Genomic DNA, 21,036 nt, shown 5'->3' on the forward strand with positions numbered 1-21,036 from the left:
TCCTCAGAGATCAAAATCGCCAGGGTTCAACCCCAGCTCATTGCAGATAGTGCGGCAAGCAGCCCGCTCACTTTCATCAAAGTTGCCGTCGGCACTACCGATTGCGCAGCACACACGCACCAGCAGACGGGCAGCATCTTCTTTTTTACGTAATTGACCAATCGCCTTCAGTGCTTCTGCACGGCCGATTTGCTGGTCAAATTCAAACTTGTCGCAGACCTCGCTGAACGACTTGATCACGTCTTTGACATCAAACGCTTTCAGCTCATTCGAGTTCTGGATAAAACCGATCATCTTCTGTTTTTCGCTGCTGCTGATGTCGCCATCGGCAGCCGCAACCAGTGCACACCCGGAAACCACGGCTTCCATGAATTCACGGTTCTTGAACTTGCTGACTTCCGATGAAAGCTTGTCACGGGCAGCCGTTGCGTTGGTTTTCAGCCATTCGAGCATGGGAGTTACCTTTTCAAAAGTTGAGGGAACAGCGCCTGCCTCGGCAGGCGGCCAATTACACAGCGCTCATTTGGAGCCGGCAGACCAGCGCATGCCCCAGCCAAACGCTTTATCCATATCTGAATGCCCTTTGAAAAACTCGACCTTGCGGTTCACCTTCACGCTGCCGCCGACGTTTTCGAGCAGAGCAATGGCGCACATGCCCTTGGTACCGCCCTCTTCGCTCAGACGCACCTCGATCGGCGGTTCACCCGGTATGTACAAGGTGATGACACCGTCCGTGGTTTGCCAGTTCGGTGCACCTTCGTAGATAAACGCGTAAACCAGCACACGGCGCATCTTGCGCCATTCCTTACCGTTGATCCGCAGCCACTCGCCATCGCTCACGGCACCGGTACGGTCATCGCCCATCAACTGGATGAACGGTTCGTCACGGAAGTCGCCAAAGGCATTGCCCAGGGCCTGGACCGCGCCCTTGCGGCCATTGTCCATTTCGTACAGGCAGCCTACATCCAGGTCGATGCCGCCCGACTTGCCGCGCAAGGAAGCAAAGAAACCGCCACCGCCGCTCGGCGTGGCGCGGTTCCAGTTGAGGTTGATTTTGATCTCGCCAAAATCCCCGTCCTTTTTCTCAAGGCTGATCGACGGCCGTTGCTTGTCCAGGGTGATCTTCGACAGGTTGACCCTTGAAGCAGGGGCTGGCGCGGGGGCAGCAGGGGCCGGGGCTGGCGCCGCTGCAGGTGCAGGTGCAGGTGCAGGTGCAGCAGGTGCGGGTGCAGCGATTTCGACACCAAAATGCTGAGCGAGGGGGGCCAGACCACCGGCAAACCCCTGGGCAACGCAACGGAACTTCCACACGCCCTGGCGACGATAGAACTCACCGAGGATCAGTGCGGTTTCCTGCATGCCCTGGGTCGGAATCGGTGCTTCAATACCGCCACTCACCGAGACCGTCAGCTGTGGGAATGCGGCGAAGTTGGCCTTGTTCTCATAGATGGTTGCGGTCAGCGCGACTTTCTCGATCGCAGCATCAATCGCATCCAGATTCAGGCTGAACACACTGCGCCCGGCAGCTGACTCAACCAGCTTTACGGCGCCATTATTGACGCTCTGCTGGCCGAAGAAACACATGTCATTGTCGCCACGCACCTTGCCCGATTCATTGAGCAGGAACGCCGACACGTCCAGGTCGGCGCCCGGTACAGGGGTGTAGCCGATCGTGACGCTCAACGTACCGGAAGCGACCGCCGTGTTGGCGCCCGGGGTCAAAGTAGTCATGCGCGCACCGCCTTGGCTGCCTCGTTGCTCAGATCCTGAGCAGTACGACCATTGGCAACCGAGCCGATTGCCGTCAGGTCCCAGCCCGCCGACGTGCGGCTCAGGCAGGCCATGACCACACCCGTATGACGGCCTTTCTCGGACAGGTTGAAACGCGCCAGCTCTTTACCGGTGAGTTCATCGACGATACGGCAGTAAGCATTTTCTACCGCTTCAAAGTTTTGCCCGGTGAACGAGTTCACGGTAAACACCAGATGCTTGACCGCCGAAGGCAGTTGCTCCAGGTTGACCTGGATCGACTCGTCGTCGCCATCGCCCTCGCCCGTGCGGTTGTCGCCGGAGTGAACAATAGAGCCATCGTTGGATTTGAGCTGGCGAAACCACACCAGATCCAGGGGTTGCTTGCCGCTGTCGAGCACGATGCACGAAGCATCCAGGTCGACAGCCGCATCGCTGCTCAGCAGCTTGGCAAAGAAACCACTCGGTTTGACCGGGTCCCAGCCAAGGCCCATGCGGATTTTCTTGAGGCCGGTTCCGGCTTCTTTCTCAAGGGATATGGTTTGGTTCTTGGACAGCGAAATGGCCATGAAGCGTCTCCTTGTCTGCAATGGTGCACGAGGTGCTGTTTACCATAGGGGATTGCTGATTATTGACATGCCTGGCTTACGCCTTGCTTACAGTTCTTCACGCAAGCACACATCAAGTGGCCGCTTGCGGCGCCACAGCGCGTGAAACTCGCGCCAATGTGGCTCATGAGCAGCCCCGAGCATTTGTTCATCGCCCCGGGTGTCACCCCAGGCGCGCAGTGTGTATTGGGATAAAGGCCCATAGTGCGCCTCCAGCCGGATGACTTTTTGTTCACAGCGACAGTTGGTACCGTCGATCTCACCGGTGAGCACGCCATCGACGGACGCCAGTTGAGTGCCGATCAGGCCAATGCCCAGTTTTCTCGCAAAAGGTGCCAGCACCAGTTCGGGTGATGCAGAGCAAATCGTTACGCGAGCGCCCTGCTCAAGCTGGCTGGCGACAGATGTTAAGCCCAAAGGTCGCATTAGACGCTGCCACGAAACGTCACAAAATGCTTCGGCGCGTTCCTTGACCCACGCCTCTTTGGCACCGGTCAGGTACACCGTGATCAGCTTTTCCTTCAGGTCGTTACGCGATATCCGCCCCACTAAATAGCAAAGGGTAGACGGAATCATTCGCAGCAAGCGCATGGCGAACAATCGGTTGCCAAAGGCAAAGCGTAAAAACGGCACAAAACTGTCGTGATAGGTCAGCGTTCCATCGAAATCGAAAGCCGCCAACACCTGTTTTGATGTAGCCGGGGAATTTAAAACTTTGTTCAACCTACCCATTCAGCCAATCGCAGGCTGCCTCCAAAAGTGTCCGTCGAGCTGGCGGTTTCAGGGCGAACCCCTTGCCAGTGCGCTCGTTCAATTATCGTTTGCGCCCATTTGTAGTGGGTCGCCGGCTCGCACATGGCGTCGTTGAACCTGAACACAGCAGGCGCCGCCTCATTGACTATGTGGCGTGCACTGTTGAGATCTTCAAGGCTGACTTGCAGCGCTTTGTGAATCACGCCTATTTGCGACGGGTGGATTGCGGTTTTACCCACCAGCCCGTGAGCGAGATCCAGCCCCAGCTCTTGTTCCAGCAGGTGCGGTGTATTGAGCTGTTCAAACACCGGGGCCGTCAGGGCAAAGCCCGCTGCGCCCATGATTCCGCACAACATCGGGATCACATAGCTCATGGGCGTGCTGTACAGGGTCATCGCAGGGTTGCGACGCAATCCCAGGCATCCCATCAGGTCATTGCCACCGATGCGCAAGGCGATAATACGCCCGGGCAGTTGCTCAAGCATGGCGCTGCGCAGCTCGACCATGGCACCGGGATCAAAGACTTCCGGCGTTTCAAGTGTCGGCATCAGGATCAAGTCACTGCGCGTAACGGCCAGCTCCCATTCGCGGATATTGCTCAGGCGCAGCTTGGGCACCACGAAGCCATCGACGTGACGCATCAAGGACCACTCGTTCAGCACCGCCGCCATTTCCGCATCCCGAGGCCGGACGAACAGCAGAGGGCCGCCAACCGGGCGGCAGCCACGTGCCTCGATCCCAAGTAACAGGTTTTTCAGGTTGTTCAGTGCCTGCTGCACGTCGGTTTCGGCCACTGCGTCTTCCAGACACACGACCAGCGAACGCAACCCATGAATTTTCTCACCCATGACCACGTCCAGGATGTCAGGACGGGTGGCTGGCATATAAAGCGTGGCCCCCAAGGCATAGGCTGAATACTGGCTCATCAGCTAACACTCCTGATTACGGTCACTGCGCGATACGGACCCAACTCATCACCGACTTCTTCGACCTCGATGCTGGCCTGGCGAGTCAGGTGCATCAATAGCTGCACATCCTGATCATCTCGGCTGCGAACCAGCACGTGGTCAGGCACGCGACGCATGACAGCGCGAGTCGCTTCGGCAATGCCGGGCTTGACGCGGTTGGGGTTGCTCACCGCAAAACGTGTCGAGATACGTTCGACAGCAGCCACCGCCGACCGTTGCAACAACAACGCTTCTTCCGGCGTCCAGGGCTGGGCCGCGGCCACCGGCGCCAGCTGTGCACGTTCGGCTTCGATGCTGTGGATAAAACTCATGGTCACGTCATGTCCGGCCAGGTGTTCGTACACCACGCAGCCATGCAGCCCGGGCGCTTGAGGCCAGATGGAACGTGAAACAAGGCCGGAAACCGTCGCCCCGAGAATGCCTGACGGGATCAACCAGTCTTGCGCGGAAGCCGCCAGCCAGGCACGGCCGCACGGGTCGGCCAATACCACCAGGCGTGGATCCGCCGGAAACCGCGAGTCTCCCGCCAGGCTGTCACGGATCTGGCCGCTGATCGCCCCTTTACCGGTCCAGCCGTCGACAAACACGATGTTCTCGGCGCCGTGGGTCTTGATGATAGCTTCGAGTGCCACGTTGTCGATGCCGCGATCACGAATAATGCTGATCCCGTAATGCCGGGCATCGCGGCCCATTTCAACCAGAGCCCGACGCAGCAGCACGCCAAGAGGCAAGCCCGCCCGGACAAATGACACCAGCGCAATCGACGCGCCGTTGTAACGCTCGTTCAGGGCCAGAGCCAGGGCCTGCACATCGGCAGCCATGCGGGCGCCATTTTGTGCCAGGGCCTTTTGATACAAGCTTTTATGCGTATCGGACGGCGGATGCTCCTGACTGATCATCTCGGAGTAATGGCGCTGCCGGGTCTGAATCAGGCGTTCCTTTTCCTGCACGTCGGTGACTTCAATTTCCATCGCCTGCAGTAAAAAGTGCACGTCATCCGCGTCGTAGCTGCCGCTGCCAACGGTGCTCAGCCCTTCAAACGCGTTATTCATGATCCACACTCGCCAGCACATGACTGGCCAGTTGACCGCGCTTTGGCGTGCCCCACCAGTCGCATTCCGCCATAAAGCCGAGGTCTGACACGCTGTCGCCAAAACCGAGCAGTGGACGTTTGCCGTTGATCGCCTGATCGCGGCGGATCCACTCACGCACTGCCTCACGCTTTTGCAGCGTCAGTGGCAAAAACGCCAGGTTGTTGCCATTGCCGTGGACATATAAACCGTCCAGCAAGCCTCGCGCCTTGACCTCTGCGAGGACAATGCGCAGCGCTTCGTCGGTTTCGTTGTTGTGTTTGGTCACCACATAATTGGCCAGCCCTTGCTCTTCAACGACCCAGCCACGCAACGAGAAGCCCAGTTCGGCGCCAATGAGCAGCGTTTGCTCGCTCAATTCATGCAAACGGGTTTGCTCGAATGCCAGCTCATCGCACATGCGGGCGTGCCACTGCGCGTCCAGAGTGCCGTCGGCGCCCAGAATCACGCCCCCGTGAGCACACACCGCGCCGTGGACGAACGGTAATTGCACGCGCTGGTAGGCCTCGATACTGCGAGCGGTCACGGGCACCACATCGCTGGTGGCCAGCAGCCATTCAACGAAGCTCTTCTGAGTGGCGCTCATAAAGCCGTTGGGCTGTCCGTCCACATCCAGCGTGGCCGGGAAGCGCGGCTCATCACCCATCTTGCGGGCGGTCTGGAACAGCGTGTCGTCAAGATCAACGAACACCAGTGGACGATTACTTGTCATCAACGATCACCTGCGCGCTCAACGCGCTGACCAGCGCCGGGTCGACGGCTGCCGCCGGGGTTTCGCTGCAAATCAGCACGCGGTCAAACTGGCCGGGGGCAACGTTGTACAAAAAGTTGGGAATGCCCAGGCCATAGTTGTCCGAGAACGACAGCGCATGATCAATCGCATGCCCAAGGGCAATCGGCGAACGGCTGGTGGAGCTGAAGTGCACATCGGCACCCGCACGTTCCAGGCGCTCTGCCAGCAGAAACGGACGCCACACGAATTCGCTGGTACCGATCACCAGCACACGCTCTCCGGGCTTGACCTGCAACCCCGGCGCCAGAGTGTCGAGGTGCTCGCGCACGCCCATGCGGCCCCAGTCACGGCTCGGATCGAGCGGCCAGTCACCTTGGGCAACACTGCCCACTTCGGGCATGTCTGGCAGTTCGGCGGTGACATCTTCGGCGAACGTGTAGCGACCATCGAGCAGTGACACGCTGCTGACGTGATCCCCCATTGCCTTGCGCACGGCATCCTGCGACCAATCGGTCAGGGTGGCAGTGACAACCCGCTCAATCGAATGCAGCCCGGCTTCAGCCAGGGCTCGGGAGAGGTTGATAAAGGTGTTGCCGGTCGAGGCTTCATCGTCCACCAGCACCAGCGACCGAGCGTTCAGCATCAACTCGCGGGTCTCAGGGTCCTGCGGCAGATGCAACAAATGCGAGCTGGCGTGGCTATGTTCTTCTTCAAAACGGGCAAACAGCTCACTGCCAGTAGGGTGTCGACTGCTCACCAGATACACGCTGTCGTCGCGGGTCTGGCTCAGCGCCCGGTGCACGCCCGCACCGAGGCCCACGGCGGTTTCAGCCATGCCGATGACCAGCACCGGGCCGGGCAGGTCTGCAGGGATTTTGGCCGCCAGGGCATTGAAGCTGTCGGCCATCAGCGATGGTCGGGCCGGAATATGTCGCCCCAGCACGCGGGACACAAACAAAAAGGCGCGCTTGGGGTTACGACGCTCAGCAAAACTGAAAAGAGCCTGAGGGTCGAAGGTCGATGAATTGACTTCGACTTCCAGACGACCGCGCTTAAGGTTTGCGTGCAAAGCCTTGGTTTCGGTCATTGAGTTACCGCTGTTCATCAAAGTTTATTACCTGGAAATACTTAAAAAGTGGGGGACAATTCGCGAGTTGAGGATTTAAGACAAGCGCAAAATGGTTACTGGAGATGGCTAAGATCCATTCACCCTCACCCGGCCTGTGTAGCCGGGCCGGATCGGCATGCCTGGAGAGACGCTCGCGGCCCCCCGGTTAAGCCGGCACGCGAGGTTCATGGATGGGCGTCGGACGCCACTACGGTCTTGATCCGGCAGCCACCGTCAAACCCGATGACCGGCAGTTGCTCGGGCTTTCTAGCACCTTAACAGCTCATCTGCGCGAACCGAAACGACGACCGTAATCGCTTTGACCTGCAGGTCCTCACGCCATGCACTCACAGGCTCGGGCAGACCGAGACGACGCGCGGCGAAAATACCCGGCAAATTAACCCCCGCTTCACGGGTATAACCAATGCCGCCGGAATAACGCAGATTGATCTCAAGCAAATGCGGCTGGCCCGCGGCGTCATCGCGGGTCTGCACGTTGACGATGCCGTCACACTTGAAATGCCGCGCCGCCTTGATCGCCAGTTCCACAGCCGCACTGTCACGCTCGAACGACTGCATCAAGCCTTGCTTGCGGCGCCCGACGTAAGCCACCGCCTTGCCCGCTTCGCACACCATGTCCACCGAGCACTCACTGCCAGGCATGTAGGGCATCACCAGCAATGGCTTGGGATCAACCGATTGACCGTAGGCCCGGGCGAATACCGCAGCATTCACTTCATGGGCATCCGCGTTGGCAAAACTGCGGAAGGGATCGACGTCATCAGCCAGGCGCCAAAAGCCCTGGCCATAAATGCCACGGGTCGGCTTGACGCACACCTGGCCGTCACGGGACAGCCGGGCGTAAGCGTCTTGCAGCTCGTCCTGAGTGTGGACAGTAATGGCCGGAATACAGGCCAGTCCCGCTGCCAGCGCTTCACGGGTAAACACCGACTTGTCGTCAACCCGCTCAAAGGTGTCCCCATCCAGAGCACCCGTCACCAGCTGCAACCCGGCGGCTTCAAAATCAGCACGATGGGTTTCATAGACGTGGCCCACTCGTCCGGCCAGCAGCACCTTGATCTGGTTGGCACGGGCCTGCTCGATAACCCAGGCGATGCGCTCTTCGTTGTCCAGCGGTTCACGCCAGGCGACATCGGCCAGGCCAGTGATTTCAGGACGACTTTGTCGGTGTGAGGCAAAGATTCGAACGGCTTCGGGCAGTGCCAGGCGGGCACCTGCAATTACGTCGCGTTGGCTGGATTGCCCTTCAAGAAACCAGATCATGGACATCCCTTGCTTCAGATAGAGGAGAAACTCGTTAAGCGCGGGATTCTAGCGGATGAGGTCTGCTGATGCCGCAGTCATTGCGACTGCGCGAAAGGTTGTTGAAGGACGGCCCGCCGCATGACCGGCGACAGGTCACAAATGCGATGTCTCCAGGCCGGACGTAACGGCCCCCGTCATGCCGGGCACCAGATGCCCCCAGTCTTCGGGGGCAATATAGCCCAGCATTTTCGGCTGGGCGCTGCTGCCATCGACCTTGATGAACAATGCAGAACCGTAGCTCAAGGCCTTGTCGGTTGGCACCTGCAGGTCCATTTCCATCTGCTCCATGCACTCGCTGTGAGTCACCAGTACCAGATTGCGGCCCGGCACCTTGTGCCGGAGCGCATCACGCAACATCGTTCCCCGGCAGCTGAACAACCAGTCCTGCGCCTCAACGGGACGAATAAACATGGCATCGGCTGTTTGGCGGGCCCGGGTCAGCAAGCTGCTGTAAATATCGACGGTATTAAGCCCTAACTGTTGAAAGTCCATGCCCAGCTTTCGGACGGCCGCTTCGCCGCGCACGGTCACACCGTCTGCGGGCCCCAAACAAGGGGCTGTCGAGCGGTCACAGCGTTCGGCATGACGCACCAGGGCAATCACATCGCCGCTTTCCCAGCTTTCGGTCAATGCGAGCACCCGGCTGGCGTTACCGGGTTGCGCCAAATCCGGCGCCGATGCAGGCGCCAGCAATTTAAGGGTGAGCGCCACCGTGAGCAGCGTCGCTGCGGTCACCACCAGCACATTTTTGTAACGTGCCAGCCCGCTGAGTAATTGCGCTGGCTTAACGCCGGTCAGACGAAGACTCGATATCACAGTAAGCATGCCTTTAGGCCGTCGGTGAGTAACACAGGCCGCCACCCTATCGGACGAATATGACAAGGGAGCAAGGGGCGACCTGGAGGAAAGAGACGATCCTGAATGCAACCGATCTCGCTAAATGAGCGCAGTCTAAAAAAGCCCACGTCGGAGCCAGGTGAAACGAATGTGAAAAAAAACGTGAACGCCGGACTTGTCCACACGAATAAAAGGGGTGTTCATCCCGGGAGCGATGCACCGAAAAAAACGTTTCAGCTCTGGGCAATCCCGCCGATACAGCCCCACACACCTTCTGCTGGGCCAGAACAATAAAACCCTCCAGCGAACTTCCCCCAGACGTGCACTGTTCCTGGAGAACAAAATGAATAGCTGGTTGAGCAACATCAGCGTTAATTTGAAACTGGCTCTTGGCTTCGGCCTGGTACTGGCCCTGACGTGCCTGATGGCAATCGGTAGCTGGTTCAGCCTGGACACCTTGATTGATCGCAGCAACTGGATGAGTGACATCACGCGGCTCAACAGCGCGCTGACCAACCTGCGGGTCACGCGCCTGCAGTACATGCTCACCAACGGCGACGAAACGGCTGCCCAAGTGGTGCAAAACAGCCTGGAAGCGTTTGCAGATCAGGAAAAACAGCTGATCGCCAGCTTCAAGAGCCCGGAAAACCTCAAGCTGCTCAATGAGCAACTCGACATGATCAATCGCTATCAGAGCGCGCTGGTGATCATGCGCAAGGCGTACGTTGAATCCGCCGTGTCCCGAGACACTATGGATCGCCAGGCCAACGCGGCACTCGCCGCCATCGACACACTGAATGACCGCGTATTGCAACGCGCTGCCGGCGAAGACGGACGTTTCGAACAGTTCCAGGAAGTGACCCGGGTACGCGAGCAGTTCCTGATGGCCCGTGATCAGGTACGGGCCTACATCGGCTCACCCACCGCCACCACCGAACAGGCCGCACGCACCCGACTCAACCTGGCCTCGGCCAGTATCGAAGGGCTGAATGCCCACTTTGCCAACACGTCAGCCGACACCTTGCGCTCCCTGCGCGAGGCTATCGCCCAGTACAAAACGGCGCTGCAGCAATACGCCGACACGGACAACACCATCGTAGAAATGCGCAAGGAAATGACCGAGTACGGAAATGGCATCGTTAGCCGCAGCAACGAACTGTATAAAATTCAGCTCGAACGCCGCGACATCGAAAGCGCCGAAGCCAACAGCCTGCAAATGATCAGTACGTTGTTGGTGTTGCTGTTCGGAATCAGTGCCGCCGTGATCATTACGCGCCAGATCACCCGCCCGCTGCGCGAAACCCTGGAAGTTGTAGAACGTATTGCCAGCGGCGACCTAAGTCAGGATCTGCGCGTGACCCGCCGCGATGAGCTGGGTGTACTGCAACAAGGCATTGCACGCATGGGCAGTACCCTGCGCGAATTGATTGGCGGTATCCGCGATGGCGTGACACAGATCGCCAGCGCCGCCGAAGAACTGTCTGCCGTTACGGAACAGACCAGCGCCGGTGTTAACAGCCAAAAGATCGAGACCGATCAAGTGGCAACCGCCATGCACGAGATGACCGCCACCGTGCAGGAAGTCGCGCGTAACGCCGAGCAGGCTTCGCAAGCTGCCGCTGCGGCTGACGGCGAAGCCCGCGAAGGTGACAACGTGGTGAATCAGGCGATTGACCAGATCGAGCGCCTGGCAGTGGAAGTCGGCCGTTCGACCGAGGCCATGGCCGTGTTGCAACAGGAAAGCGACAAGATCGGCAGCGTCATGGACGTGATCAGGGCCGTGGCCGAACAGACCAATCTGCTGGCGCTCAACGCCGCTATCGAAGCCGCTCGAGCCGGTGAAGCGGGCCGTGGTTTTGCCGTGGTCGCCGATGAAGTGCGTGGCCTGGCCCAACGCACCCAGAAATCCACGGAAGAGATCCATACCCTAGTCGCCGCACTGCAAAGCGGGACTCAGCAGGTGGCCAGTGTCATGCACAACAGCCGTACCCTGACCGACAACAGCGTGGCCCTGACTCGCCAGGCCGGTACATCACTGCAGGGCATTACCCGTACCGTGTCGAATATTCAGTCAATGAATCAGCAAATCGCCGCAGCGGCCGAACAGCAAAGTGCTGTGGCCGAAGAAATCAGCCGCAGCATTATCAATGTGCGCGATGTGTCGGAGCAGACCGCTTGCGCGAGCGACGAAACCGCCAAGTCCAGCGTCGAGCTGGCGCGACTGGGCAATCAACTGCAAATGATGGTGAGCCACTTCAAGGTCTAGCCCCTGAATGCTGCGGGCCCCCGCGCACGGGCCCGCAGCAAGGACTCTAAACGTGCTGTACGCGGGCGCGCTTGAGCAGTTTTTTACAGCGCTCGGACAGGTGCAAAACCCGCAGGTGCTTGCCCGCTTTGCTGTAGCGCTCACGCAACGTGTTCAAGGCCGCAATGGCTGAGTAGTCGACGAAGCTCAAGTGACGGCAATCCAGTGTCACCTGGGCCGGATCACTGGCCGGGTCGAACTGCTTCAGAAATGCAGTAGTCGAGGCAAAAAACAGCGTGCCATGCACCCGGTAAAGCTTGCTGCCGTCACTCTCAAGGTTCGCGTCGGCATACAGCTCGCGGGCCTGTTGCCAGGCGAAATTGAGCGCCGCGATGATGATCCCGCACAGCACCGCGGTGGCCAGGTCGGTAAACACCGTGATCACGGTGACCGCAATGATCACCAGGACATCGTTCAGCGGCACCTTGTTCAGCACCCGCAACGACGCCCAGGCGAACGTTTGCTGTGACACCACGAACATCACCCCCACCAGTGCTGCCAGCGGGATGCGCTCGATGAACGGGGCGAGAAACAATATGAACAGCAGGATCATGATGCCAGCGGTCACGCCTGACAGTCGGCCCCGCCCGCCTGAGCTGAGGTTGACCACGGTTTGCCCGATCATGGCGCAACCGCCCATGCCGCCAAACACGCCCGAGACCATATTCGCAGCCCCCAGTGCTACGCACTCGCGATCCGGGTAGCCGCGGGTTTCGGTGATTTCGTCGGTCAGGTTGAGGGTCAGCAACGTTTCCAGCAGCCCCACCAGCGCCATCAATATCGCGTAGGGCGCGATGATGCCCAGGGTCTCCAGCGCCCACGGAATATCCGGAAGGCTGAACGTCGGCAAGCCACCGGCAATGTGCGCCATATCGCCCAAGGTACGGGTCGGCAAGCCCAGCAGGTACACCGCCAGCCCCACCCCCAGAATCGCCACCAGCGCCGGCGGCACGGCACGGCTCAGCCGCGGCAGGCCGTAGACAATGGCCATGGTCAGCGCCACCAGCCCGATCATCATGTACAGCGGTGTTCCGGTGAGCCAGGCGTCTCCATCCTTGAAGTGATCGAGCTGAGCCATGGCAATGATGATGGCCAGGCCATTAACAAAACCGAGCATCACCGGGTGCGGCACCATGCGCACCAGTTTGCCCAGCCTGAGCACCCCGAACGCCAGCATGATCAACCCGCCCAGCAGCACCGTGGCCAGCAGATACTGCACCCCGTGTTGCACCACCAGCGCGACAATGACCACCGCCATTGACCCGGCGGCACCTGACACCATGCCCGGGCGTCCGCCGAAAAGCGCGGTCAGGGTGCAAATAATAAAAGCGCCATATAACCCCATCAACGGGTTGAGGTGAGCGACCAGCGCAAACGCAATGCACTCAGGCAACAGGGCGAACGACGTCGTGAGTCCGGCCAGAACATCGGCACGCAGACGGATAGGTTTCATGGGTTACCTGAAGGGGAGAAACGGGTCACATATGGTAACAAACTGTAAAGCTGAATCCTGCATCTGCAAAACCTGTAGGCGCGAGCTAGTTCGCGATGGCGTCTAAAACGCAGTGTGTATCCAGCAAGTACACGCGTAATCGTCAGCGACTCTCGCGAGCAAGCTCGCTCCTACAGGGGGTGGTTTGCTTACTTCACGACCATGCCGACACCACGACCACGCGGGTCGGAAGCGGTTTCAAGCTGGGTGCCGTTAACCCGGATGGCCTGGATATCCCCCATGTTCCAGCCCTGATCTTCCAGGGTGTAACCCATGGCCTTGAGCTCATCGGCGACTTTGCCCGACAGGGGCGCGTAAGCGTCGTAGTAGATCGTATCTTTAGGCAACAACTGGTGATGCACGCGCTGGGCGGCCACGGCCTTTTCCAGCGGCAGGTTGTAGTCATAGAGGTTGTTCAGTACCTGGAAGATCGAGGTGAAAATCCGCGACCCGCCCGGCGTACCCAGCACCAGCGTGACCTGACCGTCGCGCGTCACCAGGCTTGGGCTCATGGACGACAGCATCCGCTTGCCCGGTTCGATGGCGTTGGCATTCCCCCCCACAACCCCAAAGGAGTTGGCCACGCCCGGCTTGGCGCTGAAGTCATCCATTTCGTCGTTGAGCAAGAAGCCTGCGCCCTTAACCACTACGCCGCTGCCGTAATCCCAGTTCAGGGTGTAGGTATTGCTGACGGCGTTACCGTCCTTGTCGACGATGGAGAAGTGCGTGGTCTGATGGGGTTCCAGGCCCGGCTTGACCTTTTCAGTCGCAGAAATGGTCTTGGGGTTAACCTCTTCCGCTCGCTTGGCGATGTAGGCCGGGTCGGTCAATTCAGCCACCGGCATCTTGCCGAAGTCCGGGTCACCCAGGTAATCGGCGCGATCGGCAAATACACGTTTTTCGATTTCAGCCAGCAGGTGGATATACGGCGCAGAGTTCAGCTCGACACCTTTGAAGTCGGCTGCACGGGCCTCCTTGATGCCGATCAACTGGGCCAGGGCGATACCGCCTGAGCTTGGCAGCGGTGCCGTGTACAACGTGTTGCCACGCCAGTCGACACGCATCGGCTGACGCCAGTTGGCTTTGTACTCGTTCAAGTCCTCATGAGTAATCAGGCCCTTGTCCTGCTTCATTTGCGCAATCAGCAGGTCGGCGGTCTTGCCGTGGTAGAACTCTTTCGCACCTTGATCGGCAATCCGCTCCAGAGTGGCAGCCAATTCGGGCTGCTTGAAGGTTTCGCCGGTTTTCATGCTGCCAAAATAGTCGCCGAAGTTGGTCGAGCCGTTAAACAGCTTCAGCGCATCTTCGCGATATTGGTACTGCTTGTTCGCGACCTTAAAGCCGTTTTTCGCGTAGCCCACGGCCGGTGTCAGCAGTTCGGACCACGGCAACTTGCCAAAGCGCTGGTGCGCCTCCCACAAGCCCATGACCGTGCCCGGCACGCCAGCAGCGCGCGCGCCCACCAGGCTCATGTTCTCGATGATTTCGCCTTTGTCATTGAGGTACATATCACGGGTGGCCGCCTTGGGTGCGGTTTCGCGATAGTCGAGGAAGTAGGGTTTGCCATCGACAAACAAGGTCATGAAACCGCCGCCACCGATGTTCCCCGCCTCAGGGTAGGTCACGGCCAGGGTGAAGGCCGTGGCGACCGCAGCGTCGACAGCGTTACCGCCCTTTTTGAGAATTTGTGCGGCCACTTCGGCGCCGTATTGATCCGGCGCCGCCACGGCGCCGCCATCCAGCGTGACCGCAAAAGCCGAGCTGCTGGCCGCGATTGCAGCCGTTAAGGCCAGGGTTTTGAACCAAACAACACGCATGATGATTTCCTTTTATTTTTGTAGGACGCTGCTGAACCATGTCTGATTTCAGCATCACTTTCAAACAACAAAAGCAAAACTGCGAGGTGATACACAATCCCTCGAAACAACAGCGCCTGTAGCCGCTGCCGCAGGCTGCGATAAGGCCCGAAGAACCTTTACGATTTCAGCCCCCTCCAAAACCCGTAGCCGTTAACGAACGCAACGAGGCGACGTCGGCTTTTGATCTGATCCGAAAGGCCATACGAAGGCTGCGCCGCCGGACGCGGCCTCGCTCCGCTGCTACGGATGATGGAAAAACGCAGGCGCAGGACATCCGTAGCCATTGATGAGTCGAGCGAGGTTACGGCCGCATTACTGCTACTGCTGGAAATCGCAGTTCGTATAACGGGTCAGCTTGGCCTGGATAAAGTCCAGAAAACACTGAATGCGCAGCGCCAATTGCGAGTTGCGGTAATACACCGCGTGAATCGGTTGGCGATAGCCGCTGTTGAATTCGCCCAGAACCACCTGCAAGCGTCCCGCGTGAATGTCTTCGTGGGTCATAAAGTGCGACAGGCAGGCAATGCCCTGCCCTTGCAGCGCCAGATGGCGCACGGTTTCACCGCTGGAGGCGCTGATGGCCGGCTGGATGGGCCAGCGATCACCCTGTGCATAACGCAACGGCCACTGGTTAAGTCCATCGTTCTGGGTGAAACCGATCAGGGTGTGGTGGGCCAGATCTGCAACGCTTGTGGGTAACCCGTGGGCAGCGATGTAGTCGGGGCTGGCGAGGATGTTCAGCGGGCTGCAACCCAACGAACGGGCGTGCAGGGTGGAGTCGGTCAGCGCACCAATGCGAATGGCTATGTCGGTACTTTGCTCCAGCAAATCGATGATCAGGTCATTGCTGTTGAGCTCCAGCAGGATCTCGGGGTACAAGGCGCGAAATTCGGCGATGTACGGCACGATGGCGTGCAGCATGAAAGGTGCGGCGGCGTTGATCCGCAGACGACCCGAGGGCGTGCGCTGATGCGAGACCAAACGTTCTTCGAGCTCATCCATTTGCTCCAGGATCTGCTTGGCCCGCTCGAAGAAAAACCTGCCCTCTTCGGTCAGGTCCATGCGCCGTGTGGTGCGGTTGATCAGGGTGGTGTCGAGCTTGGCCTCCAGCCGTGACAGCGTGCGGCTGACGGCTGACGGCGTTTGCCCTGCCTGTTCGGCAGCAGCGGAAATCGAACCGCACTCAATCACCGAGACAAAGATTTGCAGTTCATCGGATCTGGCTTTCACACATGCCCCTCATGGATAACAGCCTTGATAGTAGCCGCATGCGGGGCAAATGGGTCAGGCCCGCAGGCCGAACACTTCAGCCAGGTGCTGTTCGTAACGGGCCGCGTCAGCCTCAGGTTGCGGACGTTTCATCACGTCGACACACAGGAAGGTCGGCAAGCCGGCCATACCCAGGAACTCATTGGCTTTGTGAAACGGGAAGTACACCGCGTCCACGCCTTTTCCTTCAAAGAAGTCAGCCGGATCGTCGAAAGCTTGCTGCGGCGCGTTCCAGGTCAGCGACAGCATGTAGTGCTTGCCCTGAATCAGGCCACCGCTGCCATAGCGCTGTGAAGCATCAGAACGCGTGCGGCCGTCACTGGCGTACAGCTTGCCGTGGCCCTGGGTGAACACTTCATCGACGTATTGCTTGACGATCCACGGCGCGCCCATCCACCAACCCGGCATCTGGTAAATAACCACGTCAGCCCAGAGGTATTTTTCGACCTCTTCAGCCACGTCATAGCCTTCGTCGATGTGGGTCACCTTGACTTCAAACCCTTGGCGATCAAAAAAAGCCAGGGCCGTATCGTGCAGGGTCAGGTTGTAACGACCATCGGAATGCGCAAATTTTTTAGCACCGTTAAGCAACAGAATTTTCTTCATCATCAGCCTCGTCAGGAATTAACCCTCGGCGCTGTTGAGCGGCGTTGGGTGTTAAAGGTTTAAAACGTGACGGCAGGATATAGACCACCCCACCCAGGAAACACCCGCGTCCGGGCAAATTACATTTGCTCTAAAAGCACGAATCAACAACCTATTGTTGCCTTAAGCTTTTTAGATACTCACGCTAAAGAGCTGCTTCGATGACCCCACTGCACGGATTTATTCTTCACGCCTACACCCAGCCTGAAAAAGCCGACGCCTTTGAAGCGTTGTTTCGCGCGTACGTACCCCTCAGCCGTCAAGAGGATGGCTGCATTGAGTACCACATGCTGCGCGACCAACTGGCCCCGTCACTGTTCATCTTTTACGAGATCTGGCAGTCACGCGAGCACCTGGCCGTGCATGAAAACTTGCCGCACATGAAGCAGTTTTTCGAGCAGCGCATGGACTACCTGGCCCGTGACTTTGAAGTGCGGATGATCGACATGCTCAGCCCGTCGTCGGCTACCCGCTGACCAGCAGGTGCGTGCCCAGCAGCGCCATGCCCACAAAGAACACCCGCTTAAACACCACGGCACTGATGCGCTGGCGTAGCCATTGTCCCAGCCACAGGCCGAGCATGGCCGGCAACAGCGCCAGCAATGAGGCATTCAGCTCTCCGCCGCCCAGATCGCCGCGCCAGTAAAGCCCGGCGGCCAGGGCCACTGTGGAGACACTGAAAGATAATCCCAAGGCCTGAACCAGCTGATTTCTGTTCAAGCCCAAGGCTTGCAGGTACGGCACGGCAGGAATCACAAAGACCCCCGTGGCCGAAGTAATCACCCCGGTGATCAGACCGCTGGCTGGCCCCAACCACCGTTCTCGATGCGGGGCTACGCGCAGGGTGGGCAGAAACAGGCCGCTCAGGGCATAGAGCAACAATGCCGCGCCCAGCGCCCTGACCACCCAGCTGTCGCCATCGACACTCAGCCAGAGCATGCCAAGCCCGGTGCCCAGCACTATCGCCAATTGCATCGGCCACAGGCGTCGGATCAAGGCGCGCAACTGCCCGCCCGCAACCAATTGCCAGGCATTGGTCACCATCGAGGGAATGATCAGCAACGCCGCAGCCTGTGCCGGAGCAATAGCCAGGCCAAGCAAACCCATCGCCACGGTCGGCAGGCCGAGACCAATCACGCCTTTCACGGTTCCCGCCAGCAGAAAGGTGAACAGCACCAGCAGTGACAGGGCCCAGCCCAGATGTTGGTAGAACTCGATTAATGTCTTCATCGGCGTATGCTGATACCCATGGCATCGGCTGAAAATGCGTCATTGGCTGAGCCAGCCTCTTGTCTGACAATAGGCACATCCCGATTGATATGAGGCGCACTTGAAAACATGCACTTCGACCTGATTGATCTGCGCTTGTATTTGAATGTGCTGCAGGCGGGCAATATCACCGCCGGGGCCGGCCTCAGTCATTTGTCGCTGGCCGCCGCCAGTGCGCGCATCAGAGCGATGGAAGCCTCGCTGGGCGTGGCGTTTCTGCAACGCAGCCGCCGCGGGGTCAGCCCCACACCAGCGGGGCAAGCGCTGGCACAACACGCGCGGTTGTTGCTGCAACAGGTCGCCCGGATGAACCACGACCTGACCGAGTACGCCCAAGGTTTCAAGGGGCAGGTCCGGCTACTGTGCAACACCGCCGCCCTGACCGAATACCTGCCAGAGTTGCTGGCGGACTTTGTGCGCCAGCACCCTTCCATCAGCATTGATCAACAAGAACTCACCAGCTTGCGCATTACCCATGCCTTGCGTCAGGACGCCGCCGATATCGGGGTTATCTCCAACGCCGTGGATACCCGTGACCTGCAGACCCGCCCTTTTCGCGACGATCCGCTGGTACTGGTGATGCCACGGGATCATCCGCTCGCCGATCTGCCATCTCCCTCGTTCAGCGACACCTTGAGCCATGACTATGTCGGGCTCGGGGCAAACAGTGCCTTGGCGGTGTACCTGGAGGAGCAAGCGCTGCACAGCGGCGAGCGGATGCAGGTGAGAATCCGTGCCGAAGGCTTTGACGGCGTATTGCGCATGGTGGCCCGTGGCGCCGGGTTGGGCATTGTGCCCAAGGCCACCATTGAGCGCTGGCAAGCCCCGCGCACCTTCAATGTGGTGAGCTTGAGCGAGCCTTGGGCGGACCGCAAACTGCTGCTGTGCGCCCGTTCGTTCGAGCACTTGCCGGCCTATGCCCGCGCGCTGCTGGAAGCACTGACGACTCGATAAATCTGTAAGAAATATCGCAGAGTTGCCCTGCCCTGTATGCCTCACTTTTTACCCGGAGTAATATCCGGGCCATCCTGATCCCCGGAGAGACCGCCGGGGCCTTTATCCATATCAAAAACAACAACGAACAGGGCACCTGATGGCTGACGACATTTCTCCCCCCATCACACTCAAGCGTGGTTTGAAGAATCGCCATATCCAGCTGATTGCTTTGGGCGGCGCCATCGGTACGGGACTGTTTCTCGGATCGGCAGGCGTACTCAAGTCGGCAGGCCCGTCGATGATTCTCGGCTATGCGATTGCCGGTTTTATCGCATTTCTGATCATGCGCCAGCTGGGCGAAATGATCGTTGAAGAACCCGTGGCCGGTTCTTTCAGCCACTTCGCCCACAAGTACTGGGGCGGCTATGCGGGCTTTTTGTCAGGCTGGAATTATTGGGTGCTGTACGTACTGGTGGGCATGGCCGAGCTCACGGCGGTCGGTAAATACATCCAGTTCTGGTGGCCCGAAATCCCGACCTGGGTCAGTGCCGTGGTGTTCTTTGTATTGGTCAACCTGATCAACACACTGAACGTGAAGGTCTTCGGTGAGATGGAGTTCTGGTTTGCGATCATCAAGGTCGTGGCGATTATCGGCATGATCGTTCTCGGCTGCTACCTATTGATCAGCGGCACCGGCGGCCCTCAAGCCTCAGTCAGTAACCTCTGGAGTCACGGCGGTTTCTTCCCCAATGGCGGCACCGGGCTGCTGATGGCGATGGCCTTCATCATGTTTTCGTTCGGTGGCCTGGAGCTGGTGGGCATCACTGCCGCTGAGGCCAGCGAGCCAAAAAAAGTGATTCCCAAGGCAATCAACCAGGTGGTGTACCGGGTACTGATTTTCTACGTCGGCGCACTGACCGTGCTATTGGCGCTGTACCCATGGGATCAGTTGCTTGTAACCCTCGGGGCTTCCGGCGATGCGTACAGCGGCAGTCCGTTTGTACAGATCTTTGCCCTGATCGGCAGTAACACCGCCGCACAGATCCTCAATTTCGTCGTGCTGACCGCCGCCCTGTCGGTCTACAACAGCGGCGTGTACTGCAATAGCCGCATGCTGTTCGGCCTCGCCGAACAAGGCGACGCCCCTAAAGCCCTGATGAAACTGACCCGCAATGGCGTGCCGTTGCGGGCACTGGGCGTGTCGGCGCTGGTGACCCTGCTGTGCGTCGTGGTCAACTACCTGGCACCGCACAAGGCGCTGGAGCTGCTGTTTGCGCTGGTGGTTGCGTCCTTGATGATCAACTGGGCACTGATCAGCCTCACCCATCTCAAATTCCGCAAGGCCATGGCCACACAAGGTGTTGTGCCTTCGTTCAAAGCGTTCTGGTCCCCATTCAGCAACGTCCTGTGCCTGGCCTTTATGGCGGTGATCGTCTCGGTTATCTGGATGATCCCCCACGTTCGCGCCTCGGTGTATGCCATCCCGGTGTGGCTACTGGTGATCTACGGGTTCTACCGCTTACGCCTGATCAAGGGCCAGGCGCTGCTGAACAGACACTGATCACGGGACGGTCCCCGGCGCTTTGACTAAAGCTGTCGACACGGCGCATTCGGGTTGCTGGGGGTCGAACCCAGACATCTGTCAGGGAGCGGAGACGGTTACGGTGGGGGTTGTGTCTTAACCCATCACCGGAGTTCTTATGTCTGCGCCGATTACCGTTCTTCGCGATACCCACCCATTACCTGTACTCGATGCCTGTAAATGGGAGAAGCTGGAAGGCGACCCGCACACTGTCAACCTCAACGCTTACACCAGCGAAGACGGTAGCAAAATCATGGGCACGTGGATTTGCACGCCCGGCAAGTGGTACGTGGAGTATGTGAAGTGGGAGTACTGCGATTTCCGCGAGGGTTATTGCATCATCACGCCAGAAGGCCGGGAGCCGATCCATCTGCGTGCAGGGGACATCTTTGTGATTGAGCCGGGCATGAAAGGCACATGGGAAGTGGTTGAAACCGTGCGCAAGTATTTCGTCTTCGCCTGATTGTCACCCCGCAAAAAACCGGGAACCCGCCCGACGCGGATTC

20 protein-coding genes and 1 pseudogene are annotated in these 21,036 nt (G+C 59.0%); 6 read left to right on the forward strand and 15 right to left on the reverse strand.

Annotated features, from left to right (window positions below; genetic code table 11):
* Positions 1-3: 3 nt before the first annotated feature.
* From AWM69_RS20585 to AWM69_RS20630, 10 genes are all read right to left on the reverse strand, one after another.
* Complete coding sequence (locus AWM69_RS20585) at positions 4-453, reverse strand: tellurite resistance TerB family protein (RefSeq protein ID WP_131654922.1); 450 nt, start codon at positions 451-453, stop codon at positions 4-6.
* A 66-nt stretch (positions 454-519) separates the two neighbouring features.
* On the reverse strand, positions 520-1,731 hold the full coding sequence (locus tag AWM69_RS20590; protein WP_218728221.1) for a TerD family protein: 1,212 nt from the start codon (positions 1,729-1,731) through the stop codon (positions 520-522).
* Entirely contained in the window at positions 1,728-2,318 is a 591-nt protein-coding gene (locus AWM69_RS20595) for a TerD family protein (protein WP_131654920.1), read from the reverse strand. Before AWM69_RS20595 ends, AWM69_RS20590 begins: the two co-directional genes overlap by 4 nt.
* A gap of 87 nt (positions 2,319-2,405) precedes the next feature.
* Positions 2,406-3,080, reverse strand: coding sequence for an HAD family hydrolase (locus AWM69_RS20600; protein WP_218728222.1), 675 nt, complete (start codon positions 3,078-3,080; stop codon positions 2,406-2,408).
* The gene (locus AWM69_RS20605) at positions 3,077-4,036 is read right to left on the reverse strand and encodes an HpcH/HpaI aldolase/citrate lyase family protein (protein ID WP_131654918.1); all 960 of its coding nucleotides are present in this window, start codon (positions 4,034-4,036) and stop codon (positions 3,077-3,079) included. The genes AWM69_RS20600 and AWM69_RS20605 overlap by 4 nt, the downstream gene beginning before the upstream one ends.
* The gene (locus AWM69_RS20610) at positions 4,036-5,130 is read right to left on the reverse strand and encodes a cysteine protease StiP family protein (protein ID WP_131654917.1); all 1,095 of its coding nucleotides are present in this window, start codon (positions 5,128-5,130) and stop codon (positions 4,036-4,038) included. Before AWM69_RS20610 ends, AWM69_RS20605 begins: the two co-directional genes overlap by 1 nt.
* Positions 5,123-5,881 (reverse strand): trehalose phosphatase, encoded by a 759-nt coding sequence (locus AWM69_RS20615; RefSeq protein ID WP_131654916.1) that lies wholly within the window; start codon positions 5,879-5,881, stop codon positions 5,123-5,125. The genes AWM69_RS20610 and AWM69_RS20615 overlap by 8 nt, the downstream gene beginning before the upstream one ends.
* The gene (locus tag AWM69_RS20620; protein WP_218728223.1) at positions 5,871-7,007 is read right to left on the reverse strand and encodes a phosphoribosyltransferase domain-containing protein; all 1,137 of its coding nucleotides are present in this window, start codon (positions 7,005-7,007) and stop codon (positions 5,871-5,873) included. The genes AWM69_RS20615 and AWM69_RS20620 overlap by 11 nt, the downstream gene beginning before the upstream one ends.
* Before the next feature lie 270 nt (positions 7,008-7,277).
* A complete protein-coding gene (locus tag AWM69_RS20625; RefSeq protein ID WP_218728245.1) occupies positions 7,278-8,294 on the reverse strand; it encodes an ATP-grasp domain-containing protein in 1,017 nt (338 codons plus the stop codon).
* A gap of 135 nt (positions 8,295-8,429) precedes the next feature.
* The gene (locus tag AWM69_RS20630; protein WP_218728224.1) at positions 8,430-9,161 is read right to left on the reverse strand and encodes a histidine phosphatase family protein; all 732 of its coding nucleotides are present in this window, start codon (positions 9,159-9,161) and stop codon (positions 8,430-8,432) included.
* 490 nt (positions 9,162-9,651) lie between these two features.
* Between AWM69_RS20630 and AWM69_RS23145 the strand changes: the two are divergent.
* Together AWM69_RS23145 and AWM69_RS23150 are read left to right on the forward strand one after the other, a co-directional pair.
* Positions 9,652-10,536 (forward strand): annotated as a pseudogene (locus tag AWM69_RS23145) (methyl-accepting chemotaxis protein); the annotation flags it as partial.
* Positions 10,537-10,734: 198 nt separating this feature from the next.
* Entirely contained in the window at positions 10,735-11,439 is a 705-nt protein-coding gene (locus AWM69_RS23150) for a methyl-accepting chemotaxis protein (RefSeq protein WP_373274344.1), read from the forward strand.
* Between the two features lie 46 nt (positions 11,440-11,485).
* Here AWM69_RS23150 and AWM69_RS20640 read toward each other — a convergent pair whose 3' ends face one another.
* From AWM69_RS20640 to AWM69_RS20655, 4 genes are all read right to left on the reverse strand, one after another.
* Positions 11,486-12,931 carry a SulP family inorganic anion transporter gene (locus tag AWM69_RS20640; RefSeq protein WP_218728226.1) on the reverse strand — a complete coding sequence of 482 codons (1,446 nt, stop codon included), beginning with the start codon at positions 12,929-12,931 and terminating at the stop codon, positions 11,486-11,488.
* A 188-nt stretch (positions 12,932-13,119) separates the two neighbouring features.
* Positions 13,120-14,787: a gamma-glutamyltransferase gene (ggt, locus tag AWM69_RS20645; RefSeq protein WP_131654910.1), complete on the reverse strand. Its 1,668-nt coding sequence runs from the start codon at positions 14,785-14,787 to the stop codon at positions 13,120-13,122.
* Between the two features lie 360 nt (positions 14,788-15,147).
* Complete coding sequence (locus tag AWM69_RS20650) at positions 15,148-16,059, reverse strand: LysR family transcriptional regulator (RefSeq protein WP_218728227.1); 912 nt, start codon at positions 16,057-16,059, stop codon at positions 15,148-15,150.
* A gap of 54 nt (positions 16,060-16,113) precedes the next feature.
* Complete coding sequence (locus tag AWM69_RS20655) at positions 16,114-16,704, reverse strand: NAD(P)H-dependent oxidoreductase (RefSeq protein ID WP_218728246.1); 591 nt, start codon at positions 16,702-16,704, stop codon at positions 16,114-16,116.
* Positions 16,705-16,904: 200 nt separating this feature from the next.
* On the opposite strand from AWM69_RS20655, the gene AWM69_RS20660 reads away from it, so the two are divergent.
* On the forward strand, positions 16,905-17,219 hold the full coding sequence (locus tag AWM69_RS20660) for a putative quinol monooxygenase (RefSeq protein WP_218728229.1): 315 nt from the start codon (positions 16,905-16,907) through the stop codon (positions 17,217-17,219).
* Here AWM69_RS20660 and AWM69_RS20665 read toward each other — a convergent pair.
* A complete protein-coding gene (locus tag AWM69_RS20665; protein WP_218728230.1) occupies positions 17,209-17,973 on the reverse strand; it encodes a sulfite exporter TauE/SafE family protein in 765 nt (254 codons plus the stop codon). The genes AWM69_RS20660 and AWM69_RS20665 overlap by 11 nt on opposite strands.
* A 108-nt stretch (positions 17,974-18,081) precedes the next feature.
* On the opposite strand from AWM69_RS20665, the gene AWM69_RS20670 reads away from it, so the two are divergent.
* The 3 genes from AWM69_RS20670 to AWM69_RS20680 all read left to right on the forward strand — a co-directional run bounded on the left by AWM69_RS20670 (position 18,082) and on the right by AWM69_RS20680 (position 20,993).
* Positions 18,082-18,966, forward strand: coding sequence for a LysR substrate-binding domain-containing protein (locus AWM69_RS20670; protein ID WP_218728231.1), 885 nt, complete (start codon positions 18,082-18,084; stop codon positions 18,964-18,966).
* 139 nt (positions 18,967-19,105) lie between these two features.
* Positions 19,106-20,509 (forward strand): amino acid permease, encoded by a 1,404-nt coding sequence (locus tag AWM69_RS20675; protein WP_218728232.1) that lies wholly within the window; start codon positions 19,106-19,108, stop codon positions 20,507-20,509.
* Positions 20,510-20,648: 139 nt separating this feature from the next.
* Entirely contained in the window at positions 20,649-20,993 is a 345-nt protein-coding gene (locus AWM69_RS20680; protein WP_048383465.1) for a cupin domain-containing protein, read from the forward strand.
* Positions 20,994-21,036: the final 43 nt, after the last annotated feature.

The sequence above is a fragment of the Pseudomonas sp. D1HM genome, assembly GCF_019266105.1.
GTDB classification, from domain to species: domain Bacteria; phylum Pseudomonadota; class Gammaproteobacteria; order Pseudomonadales; family Pseudomonadaceae; genus Aquipseudomonas; species Aquipseudomonas taetrolens.

What these genes read in the sequence shown, in the direction of transcription:
- AWM69_RS20605 (WP_131654918.1), bottom strand. Translation starts at nt 4,036, where the DNA reads ATGAGCCAGTATTCAGCCTATGCCTTGGGGGCCACGCTTTATATGCCA.
- AWM69_RS20640 (WP_218728226.1), bottom strand. Translation starts at nt 12,931, where the DNA reads ATGAAACCTATCCGTCTGCGTGCCGATGTTCTGGCCGGACTCACGACG.
- AWM69_RS20585 (WP_131654922.1), bottom strand. Translation starts at nt 453, where the DNA reads ATGCTCGAATGGCTGAAAACCAACGCAACGGCTGCCCGTGACAAGCTT.
- AWM69_RS20665 (WP_218728230.1), bottom strand. Translation starts at nt 17,973, where the DNA reads ATGAAGACATTAATCGAGTTCTACCAACATCTGGGCTGGGCCCTGTCA.
- ggt (WP_131654910.1), bottom strand. Translation starts at nt 14,787, where the DNA reads ATGCGTGTTGTTTGGTTCAAAACCCTGGCCTTAACGGCTGCAATCGCG.
- AWM69_RS20655 (WP_218728246.1), bottom strand. Translation starts at nt 16,704, where the DNA reads ATGAAGAAAATTCTGTTGCTTAACGGTGCTAAAAAATTTGCGCATTCC.
- AWM69_RS20670 (WP_218728231.1), top strand. Translation starts at nt 18,082, where the DNA reads ATGCACTTCGACCTGATTGATCTGCGCTTGTATTTGAATGTGCTGCAG.
- AWM69_RS20615 (WP_131654916.1), bottom strand. Translation starts at nt 5,881, where the DNA reads ATGACAAGTAATCGTCCACTGGTGTTCGTTGATCTTGACGACACGCTG.
- AWM69_RS20630 (WP_218728224.1), bottom strand. Translation starts at nt 9,161, where the DNA reads ATGCTTACTGTGATATCGAGTCTTCGTCTGACCGGCGTTAAGCCAGCG.
- AWM69_RS20675 (WP_218728232.1), top strand. Translation starts at nt 19,106, where the DNA reads ATGGCTGACGACATTTCTCCCCCCATCACACTCAAGCGTGGTTTGAAG.
- AWM69_RS20680 (WP_048383465.1), top strand. Translation starts at nt 20,649, where the DNA reads ATGTCTGCGCCGATTACCGTTCTTCGCGATACCCACCCATTACCTGTA.
- AWM69_RS20660 (WP_218728229.1), top strand. Translation starts at nt 16,905, where the DNA reads ATGACCCCACTGCACGGATTTATTCTTCACGCCTACACCCAGCCTGAA.
- AWM69_RS20620 (WP_218728223.1), bottom strand. Translation starts at nt 7,007, where the DNA reads ATGAACAGCGGTAACTCAATGACCGAAACCAAGGCTTTGCACGCAAAC.
- AWM69_RS23150 (WP_373274344.1), top strand. Translation starts at nt 10,735, where the DNA reads ATGACCGCCACCGTGCAGGAAGTCGCGCGTAACGCCGAGCAGGCTTCG.
- AWM69_RS20610 (WP_131654917.1), bottom strand. Translation starts at nt 5,130, where the DNA reads ATGAATAACGCGTTTGAAGGGCTGAGCACCGTTGGCAGCGGCAGCTAC.
- AWM69_RS20590 (WP_218728221.1), bottom strand. Translation starts at nt 1,731, where the DNA reads ATGACTACTTTGACCCCGGGCGCCAACACGGCGGTCGCTTCCGGTACG.
- AWM69_RS20625 (WP_218728245.1), bottom strand. Translation starts at nt 8,294, where the DNA reads ATGATCTGGTTTCTTGAAGGGCAATCCAGCCAACGCGACGTAATTGCA.
- AWM69_RS20595 (WP_131654920.1), bottom strand. Translation starts at nt 2,318, where the DNA reads ATGGCCATTTCGCTGTCCAAGAACCAAACCATATCCCTTGAGAAAGAA.